Here is an 8,511-nt window from a genome sequence, read left to right on the forward strand (position 1 = left end):
ACCCACGCCAGGCGCGCGCCGGTCACCTCCGCGAGCCGGAGGACCGCGGTGAAGGTGCCAGGCGCCTGCGCGGCCCGCTCCCCCACCAGGATGACAGCCCCGGGCGCTCGCAGCGCGCGACCGGCTGTCCCATCCCCGGCCGCCAGGCTCGACAGCAGCGCCGCTTCCCCACCGGGGGTGACGGGCAGCAGCGTCCCCGCCATCTTGGCCAGCCCCCGGCTGGCCAACGGCGCCAGCGCGAAGACCGCCGTCCCCCGCTTGGCCGCGGCCTTGCGCAGCCGCAGGAAGATGATCGGCGCCTCGTCCTCGGGCTCCAGGCAGACCAGCAGCACGGCGGGTGCGCACTCGAGATCCGCATGGGTCACCCCGATGCCGGTACCGGCAACGGCGTGGGCCAGGAACTCCTCCTCCTCCGCCGAGTGCGGCCGGGTGCGGAAGTCCACGTCGTTGGTGCGCAGGACAAGCCGGGCGAACTTGGCGTAGGCATAGGCGTCCTCGCGGGTCAGCCGGCCGCCGGCCAGGACGCCGACGCCATGACGGTCCCGGCATTCCGCGAGCCCGCGGGCCGCGAACGCGAGCGCCTCGGTCCAGGAGGCCTCGACGAGCTCGCCGGTGGAGTCGTCCCGGACCAACGGCGTGCGCAGCCGGTCAGCGGCGCTGGCGTAGGCGAAGGCGAACCGGCCCTTGTCGCAGTTCCACTCCTCGTTGACGGCCGGGTCCTCAGCGGCGAGCCGCCGCATCACCTTGCCGCGGCGGTGGTCGGTCCGCAGCGCGCATCCGTCGGCGCAGTGCTCACAGGTGGTCGGGGTGGAGACCAGGTCGAACGGCCGTGCGCGGAAGCGGTAGGCCGCGCTGGTGAGCGCCCCCACCGGGCAGATCTGCACGGTGTTGCCGGCGAAGTACGAGTGGAACGGCTCACCTTCCGCGACCGCCACCTGCTCGTCCGAGCCCCGCTCGAACAGCTCGATGAACGGGTCACCGGCGATCTGCGCGGAGAACCGGGTACAGCGCGCGCACAGCACGCAGCGCTCCCGGTCGAGCAGGATCTCGGTGGAGATGGCCAGCGGCTTCGGGTACGTCCGCTTGGGTTCCTTGAACCGGGAGACGGCCTTGCCGTTGGCCATGGCCTGGTTCTGCAGCGGGCACTCGCCGCCCTTGTCACAGACCGGGCAATCCAGCGGATGGTTGAGCAGCAGGAACTCCAGCGTCCCCGCCTGCGCCTTGGTAGCGACGGGCGAGGTGAGCTGAGTGCGCACGACCATGTCGGCCGACACGGTCGTCGTACAGGAGGCGACCGGCTTGCGCTGCCCCTCGACCTCGACGATGCACTGCCGGCAGGCCCCGACGGGGTCCAGCAGCGGATGGTCGCAGAACCGTGGGATCTCGATCCCGAGGAGCTCGGCCGCACGGATGATCAACGTTCCCTTGGGAACGCTGACCGGCTGGCCGTCGATGGTCAGGGTGACAAGATCCGGCGGTGTGGGCACGGCCGGGGGCTGCGAGGCGCTGCTCGTCGACACGGTTGTCATAGTGATCAGTGAGCTCTCGCGAGGGCGTCCGGCGAACCGGCGACGCTGTCGGTGGCGGCGGATTCGGTAACGGCGGATTCGGTGGCCAGCGCGCCGGTACCGGCATGGCCCGGCGCGGACCCAGTGGGCACGGCCCGGAGGAACTCGTCCCGGAAGAACGTGATTCCCGAGACGATCGGCGAGGTCGCGCCGTCGGCAAGGGCGCAGAAAGCCCGGCCGAAGATATTGTCACAGGCGTCAAGGAGGGTATCGACGTCCGTTACGTCGCCTTCACCGCGTTCAAGCCTGGACAGGATGCCCACCATCCACGGCGTCCCCTCCCGGCACGGCGTGCACTTGCCGCACGACTCGTGCGCGTAGAACTGGGTGAGACGCCGGACGACCCTGAGCATGTCGACGGTCTCGTCCATGATCATAATAGCGGCCGTGCCAAGCAGCGAACCGGCTTCGGCAACGCCTTCGAAGTCCAGCGGGACGTCGAGATGGTCGGCGGTGAGCATCGGTGTCGAGGATCCGCCAGGCGTCCAGGCCTTCAGCCGCCGCCCCCCGCGGATGCCGCCGGCCATCTCCAACAGCTCGGCGAGGGTGGTTCCCATCGGTGCCTCGTACTGGCCCGGACGGGTCACGTGCCCGGACAGGCTGTAGATCTTCGGCCCGGGGGAACGCTCTCGGCCCATCGATCGGAACCACTCGACCCCGCGCCGGACGATGTACGGGACGCTGGCGATGGTCTCGACGTTGTTGACCACCGTCGGCGATGCGTACAGCCCGTGCGTCGCCGGGAAGGGTGGGCGCAGCCGAGGCTGGCCGCGGCGGCCCTCCAGGGAGTCGAGCAGCGCGGTCTCCTCGCCGCAGATGTAGGCACCGGCGCCGGAATGGACGACCAGGTCCAGGCTGAACCCACTGCCGAGGATGTCGGCGCCGAGGTAGCCGGCGTGATAGGCCTCGGCGACCGCGGCCCGCAGCCGGCGCCCGCAGTGCACCAGTTCCCCGCGCAGGTAGATGAAGGCGTGGTTCGCCCGCACCGCAAAGGAGGCGATGATGATGCCCTCGATCAGCGAATGCGGGTCGGCCATCATCAGCGGCGCGTCCTTGCAGGTGCCGGGCTCGCCTTCGTCCGCGTTGATGACCAGGTAGTGCGGTTTGCCGTCCCCCTGCGGGATGAAGCTCCACTTCATGCCCGTGGGGAAGCCGGCGCCACCGCGGCCCCGCAGACCGGAGTCCTTGACAAGCCCGATGATGCCGTCCGGACCCATCTCCAGCGCCTGGCGCAGCGCCTGGTAACCGTCGGTGCGTTCGTAGGTGGCGAGCGTCCAGGACTCCGGAGTGTTCCAGCGTCCGGTGAGGACCGGGGTGACCGGCATGGTCAGCTCCCCTTCGTCGGATGGTCGGTCGGCACGGTGTGGGTCCGCCTGGCAGCACCGGCCGCGGTGCCGGCCGGCGTGCCGGCGTCCGCGATCAGGAGACCCGCGACGGATGGTTCGCCCACCCCCGGCCCGGCCACCGCGCCGGGGCGCGGGTCGTGGAAACCAGCCAGCTGCCGGGACGCCTCGACAAACGTGCACAACGGCGCGCCGCGGGTCGGCACCGGGCGTTCGCCGCGTTGGAGCGCGTCCACGATCTCAACGGCGGAATCCGGGTCCACCTGGTCGAAAAACTCGTAGTTCACGGTCATCACCGGTGCGTAGTCGCAGGCCGCCAGGCACTCCGCATGCTCCAGGGTGATCGCGCCGTCCGGCGTCGTCTGATCGTGGCCGACGCCGAGATGCTGGGAAAGCCGGGCGTAGACGTCCTCGCCGCCGAGCAGCGCGCACGACAGGTTCGTGCAGACCGACACCAGCCAGTCGCCGGCCGGCTGGCGCTTGTACATCGTGTAGAAGGTCGCGACCGCGCTGACCTCGGCCTGGGTGATACCGAGTTCGGTAGCGCAGAACTCGATCCCCTCAGCCGTGACACAACCGTCCTCTGCCTGTACGAGATGCAGCATGGGCAGCAGGGCCGAGCGGGAACGGCCCTGCGGGTACCGGGCGATGATGTCCCGCGCGGCGGCGCGAGTCCGTTCGGTCATCGGCATCAGCGATCAACTCCCCCGAGCACCGGGTCGACGGACGCCACGCCGACGATCACGTCCGCGATCTGGCCGCCTTCGGTCATCGCCGGGACCGCCTGCAGGTTGACAAAGCTTGGATCACGGACGTGGACGCGGTGCGGCCTGGTACCGCCGTCGCTGACCACGTGGTAACCGAGCTCACCGCGGGGCGACTCCACCGCTGTGTACACCTGCCCGGCCGGAACCCGGAAGCCCTCGGTGACCAGTTTGAAGTGGTGGATCAGAGCTTCCATCGAAGTACCCATGATCTTACGAATGTGATCAAGCGAATTACCCATCCCGTCAGTGCCGATGGACAGCTGCGCCGGCCAGGCGATCTTCTTGTCGGCAATCATCACCGGGCCGGGGCGCAAGCGGGCCAGGCACTGCTCAATGATCTTCAGCGACTCGCCCATCTCCTCCAGCCGCACGAGGTAGCGGGCGTAGGAGTCGGCATCCAGCGAGGTGGGGACATCAAAGTCGTAGGTCTCATAACCGCAGTACGGCATGGTCTTGCGCAGGTCCCAGGCCAGTCCGGCCGCGCGCAGCACCGGTCCGGTCACGCCGAGCGCGATGCAGCTGGCCGCGTCGATGTAATTGACATCGACCATGCGGCCCTTCCAGATCGGCTGCCCGGACAGCAGGGCGTGGTACTCCCTGATCCGCTTCGGCATGTCGTCGAGGAAGGCCCGGATGTCGCGTTCGACCCCGTCGGGAAGGTCCTGGGCCAGCCCGCCAGGCCGGATGTAGGCGTGGTTCATCCGCAGACCGGTGATCGCCTCCAGGAGATCCAGGATCTTCTCGCGCTCCCGGAAACCGAAAATCATCCCGGTGGTAGCGCCGATCTCCATCGCCCCGGTGGCGAGCCACACCAGGTGGGAGGCGATCCGCTGGAGTTCCATCACCAGCACGCGGATGACGGTCGCCCGCTCGGGGATCTCCTCGGTGACACCGAGCAGTTTCTCCACGGCCAGGCAGTAGGCCGTCTCGTTGTACAGCGGCGAGAGGTAGTCCGCCCGGGTGAGGAAGGTGACCGCCTGCGTCCAGGTACGGAACTCACAGCTCTTCTCGATCCCGGTGTGCAGGTAACCGATCACGACCCGGGTCTGGACGACCGTCTCGCCCTCGATCTCCAGGACGAGACGCAGCACCCCGTGGGTGGACGGGTGCTGCGGGCCCATGTTGACGGTGAGGCGCTCGGTGTAGTCCTCGCCAGCGCCGAGCACCTGCTCCCAGTCACCACCGGTAACGGTGTAGACCCGTCCGCTCGCCGATTCGGTGAAGCCGGCCTCGTAGGCGGCCGCGGGAACGCCAGCGGGGACATCCGCGGGGACATCGTCGGCCGGCGGCCTGGCGAATGTGTTGGACGTACTGGATGCGCTGGATGCGCTGGACGTCTCGGCGGCATGGGTGGTCATAACGAACCTCGTTGGTAAGGACAGCGCGCGGTGGGACGGCGCGCGGTGGGACGGCGCGGGTGAAGCCCACGGCGCGGGGAGATACGGACGATCACGAGTAGCTCCGCCGCGCATCGGGCGCCGGCACCTGGGCGCCCTTGTAGTCGACGGGCACGCCGCCAAGCGGATAGTCCTTGCGCTGTGGGTGACCGGTCCAGTCGTCCGGCATCATGATTCTGGTGAGGCTGTCGCGACCGGAGAAGACTATGCCGAAGAAGTCGTAGGTCTCCCGCTCGTGCCAGTCCGCGGTGGGCCAGACGCCCATGACACTCGGGACAACCGGGTCATCGTCGGCAAGAGCGACCTCGACCCGGACGCGGCGGCGCCAGGTCATCGACAGCAGGTGGTAGACGGCGTGCAGCCGCCGGCCGGTCGAGTCGTCGGGGTAGTCCACGCCGGAGACCCCGCACAGCAGCTCGAAGCGCAGGCCCGGATCGTCCCGCAGCGTCCGCGCGACCGCGAGCAGGTAGTCCCGCCGCACATGCAGCGTCAGCTCCCCACGCTCGACGACCACTCGCTCGAGTGCCTCGGTGAGCTGCGGGAAAGAGCGCTCCAAGGCGTCGTAGACCGTGTCGGCATCAGGATCGCCGAAGGGCCGTGCGGTCGAGGCCGGAGCCGGAAGGTTCTCGACGAGACCACCGAAACCGGAGGTGTCGCCGGAACCGGACGCGCCGAAGGCGTCACGCCGACGCGATCCCCCGCTGCCCGCTGCCTCCGCCAGTGCCCCCCGCGCGGCGGGCTTCGCCGGCGTGCCCCGCGCTTCGCCCGAACCCGCCGGGATCTCGCTCATGTCTCGTCCCCGTGATCCGCTACGGCCCCGGCGGCCGGCACCGCACCCAGGTTGTCACCGATCGCACCGCCAGCGGGCGAACGCGGCCCACCGGTCGGACGGGCTTCGCCGGCCGGCTTCGCGCCGGGCACGGGGCGCTTCATCCGGCCGAACACCGAGCCGGGCGCGATCGAAGCGGGCCGACGGGTGTCAAGTGACGGCTCGACCGCGCCGGCCCCGGTCGGCACCGGGGCACCGGCGGGAAGGCGGAACCGCTTACGGTCGTTGACCGACAACGTACTGGTTTCCAGCGCCCCGGCCGGCAGACCGGCCCGCGCGGTAGCCACCTCGATCGGCTTCGGGTAGGGCGACTCGCCGATCTTCGTGTATTCGAGCTTGCCTGTCACCGTGCCGGTGAGAATCTTCTCGTGCAGCTTCAGGATCGCGTCCATGAGCATCTCCGGCCGCGGCGGGCAGCCCGGCAGGTACATGTCCACCGGGACGATGTGGTCCACACCCTGCACGATGGCGTAGTTGTTGAACATCCCGCCGCTGCTCGCGCACACGCCCATCGAGAGCACCCATTTGGGCTCGGGCATCTGGTCATAGATCTGGCGCAGCACCGGGGCCATCTTCTGGCTGACCCGGCCCGCGACGATCATAAGGTCAGCCTGGCGCGGGCTGGCCCGGAACACCTCCATGCCGAACCGGGCGAGATCGTAGCGACCCGCGCCCGTCGACATCATCTCGATGGCGCAGCATGCCAGCCCGAAAGTCGCCGGCCACAGGGAGGACCGCCGCGACCAGTTGGCCATCTTCTCGACGGTCGTGAGCAGCAGGCCGCCCGGCAGCTTCTCTTCTAGTCCCATTCGAGGCCTCCACGCCGCCACACGTACGCGTAGGCGACGAAAACGGTGGCGATGAACAACACCATCTCGACCAGCCCGAAGATCCCCAGGCTCCCGAAGGCGACCGCCCACGGGTACAGAAAAATGATCTCGATGTCAAAAACGATGAACAACATCGCGGTCAGGTAGAACTTCACCGGGAACCGGTGCGGACCGGCCGGCTCGGGCGACGGCTCGATTCCGCACTCATAGGCGTCGAGCTTGGCGCGGTTGTACCGCTTCGGGCCGACCAGCGACCCCATGATCACAGATCCGATCGCGAACGCTGCCGCGATTACTAAAAGTACGAGGATCGGCACGTAATTCGACAGCATGCCGAGCTCCTCTCTGCAGGTCTCGTGCGGAATGTGGCAGTGGCGGTGCGCGGTTGACGATCATTTCCAAGCGACCCGGGGCTAGCTGATCGGATCGCGCCAGGGAGCCTACGCGACATCCGATCCGAAGGTTCACACCGGTTTGCCCCGGAGCGGCAGGTGATGTCCGGCGGCATCCGCCGAGGCACGTTTCGACCCGCTGGCGACCCCGGGGCCGCCGATTGCGCGAAACAACCATAATCGCGCGAACTCGTTGGCCGCCGATAGCCTTCGGCGCCGCCGAGCCTACGGAGAAAACCATGATCGCATGCTCGTCGACCTAGGTCGCGGGTGCGAGCGTGGACATCGCGTTGATCAGACGATCCAGCGCATCACCTCCCCGCGGGTCCGTGAGATTCGCCAGCAGCTTCAGGGTGAAGCGCATGAGCGTCGGTCGCGGCAGCCCGTACCGGGTTGCCGTCCGCATCACGGCCGGGTTCCCGATCAACTGGACGAACATCCGGCCAAGGGTGTAATAGCCGCCGTATCGCTGCTGGAGGACATGCGGGTATGCCTGCAAGGCCCGTTCCCGCGCCGCTCCCCCCGCGCGGGCCAGTGCCTGCACGGCTACCTCGGCGGCGAGGCGCCCGGACTCCATGGCGTAGGCGATTCCCTCACCGTTGAACGGGTTGATCGCACCGCCCGCGTCCCCGACGAGCATGAGGCCGTCGCGATAGTGCGGCGTGCGGTTGAAAGCCATCGGCAGCGCGCCGCCGCGTACCGGGCCGGTCGCGTTCTCCTCGGTGTAGCCCCACTCCGGCGGGAGGCCGCCGAGCCAGCGCCGGAGCAGATCCTTGTAGTCGGTGTTCTGGAAGGCGCTGGTGGTGTTCAGGATCCCGAGCCCGACATTGCTCGTCCCGTCCCCAATACCGAAGATCCAACCGTAGCCCGGAAGCAGGCGGGAGGCTCCCGGCGCGCCCTCCCACAGTTCCAGATGGGATTCCAGGAAGTCGTCGTGGGTACGGGGGCTGCGATAGTACCGGCGTACGGCGACCCCGAGCGGACGGTTCTCGCGGCGGCCGATGCCGAGCGACAGGGCCATCCGCGCGCTGTTGCCGTCAGCGGCGATCACCAGCGGAGCGCGGAACTCGACCGGTTCCCCGCCGCGGCCGGCCTTCGCGCTCACGCCGATGACCCGGCCCGTACGCTCGTCGAGGACCGGTCCGGTGACCGCGGTCCGCTCCCGCAGCCTGGCCCCCGCGCCCTGCGCATGCCGGGCGAGCAGTTCGTCGAAGTCGCGCCGGGGACGGACGAGGCCGTAGTCCGGCCAGCTGGCGAGCTCGGGCCAGGGCAGCTCGAGCCGCGCCCGGCCGCTGATGATCCGCAGGCCGCGGTTCCGTGCCCATCCAGAGTCCGCCCGAACGCCATTCCCGCCCAAAGCGTCCCGGTCCAAGGCGTCCCGGTCC

The 8,511-nt window shown here is 69.1% G+C and carries 8 protein-coding genes; all 8 read right to left on the reverse strand.

Features of this window, described 5'->3' with window-relative positions; translation table 11 throughout:
* Positions 1-1,529, reverse strand: a 1,529-nt coding sequence (locus MJ785_RS06730; protein ID WP_239380203.1) for an NADH-quinone oxidoreductase subunit G, incomplete at its 3' end; no start/stop codon positions are given.
* A gap of 5 nt (positions 1,530-1,534) precedes the next feature.
* Positions 1,535-2,893: an NADH-quinone oxidoreductase subunit NuoF gene (gene nuoF, locus MJ785_RS06735; RefSeq protein WP_239372968.1), complete on the reverse strand. Its 1,359-nt coding sequence runs from the start codon at positions 2,891-2,893 to the stop codon at positions 1,535-1,537.
* A 2-nt stretch (positions 2,894-2,895) separates the two neighbouring features.
* Positions 2,896-3,603, reverse strand: coding sequence for an NADH-quinone oxidoreductase subunit NuoE (gene nuoE / locus MJ785_RS06740; protein ID WP_239308477.1), 708 nt, complete (start codon positions 3,601-3,603; stop codon positions 2,896-2,898).
* Positions 3,603-5,036 (reverse strand): NADH-quinone oxidoreductase subunit D, encoded by a 1,434-nt coding sequence (locus MJ785_RS06745; protein WP_239308478.1) that lies wholly within the window; start codon positions 5,034-5,036, stop codon positions 3,603-3,605. The genes nuoE and MJ785_RS06745 overlap by 1 nt, the downstream gene beginning before the upstream one ends.
* A gap of 91 nt (positions 5,037-5,127) precedes the next feature.
* A complete protein-coding gene (locus MJ785_RS06750) occupies positions 5,128-5,865 on the reverse strand; it encodes an NADH-quinone oxidoreductase subunit C (RefSeq protein ID WP_239308479.1) in 738 nt (245 codons plus the stop codon).
* Positions 5,862-6,713 carry an NADH-quinone oxidoreductase subunit B family protein gene (locus MJ785_RS22160; protein WP_370651424.1) on the reverse strand — a complete coding sequence of 284 codons (852 nt, stop codon included), beginning with the start codon at positions 6,711-6,713 and terminating at the stop codon, positions 5,862-5,864. The genes MJ785_RS06750 and MJ785_RS22160 overlap by 4 nt, the downstream gene beginning before the upstream one ends.
* Positions 6,704-7,063 carry an NADH-quinone oxidoreductase subunit A gene (locus MJ785_RS06760; protein WP_239308493.1) on the reverse strand — a complete coding sequence of 120 codons (360 nt, stop codon included), beginning with the start codon at positions 7,061-7,063 and terminating at the stop codon, positions 6,704-6,706. The genes MJ785_RS22160 and MJ785_RS06760 overlap by 10 nt, the downstream gene beginning before the upstream one ends.
* Positions 7,064-7,385: 322 nt before the next feature.
* A partial coding sequence (locus MJ785_RS06765) for a geranylgeranyl reductase family protein (protein ID WP_239380205.1) occupies positions 7,386-8,511 on the reverse strand: 1,126 nt, incomplete at its 5' end.

This window comes from Protofrankia sp. CiT1 (genome assembly GCF_917627335.1).
Lineage (GTDB): Bacteria > Actinomycetota > Actinomycetes > Frankiales > Frankiaceae > Protofrankia.

Bases quoted from the DNA above. Each gene is read 5' to 3' on its own strand.
- nuoF (WP_239372968.1), bottom strand. From the start codon at position 2,893: ATGCCGGTCACCCCGGTCCTCACCGGACGCTGGAACACTCCGGAGTCC.
- nuoE (WP_239308477.1), bottom strand. From the start codon at position 3,603: ATGCCGATGACCGAACGGACTCGCGCCGCCGCGCGGGACATCATCGCC.
- MJ785_RS06745 (WP_239308478.1), bottom strand. From the start codon at position 5,036: ATGACCACCCATGCCGCCGAGACGTCCAGCGCATCCAGCGCATCCAGT.
- MJ785_RS06750 (WP_239308479.1), bottom strand. From the start codon at position 5,865: ATGAGCGAGATCCCGGCGGGTTCGGGCGAAGCGCGGGGCACGCCGGCG.
- MJ785_RS22160 (WP_370651424.1), bottom strand. From the start codon at position 6,713: ATGGGACTAGAAGAGAAGCTGCCGGGCGGCCTGCTGCTCACGACCGTC.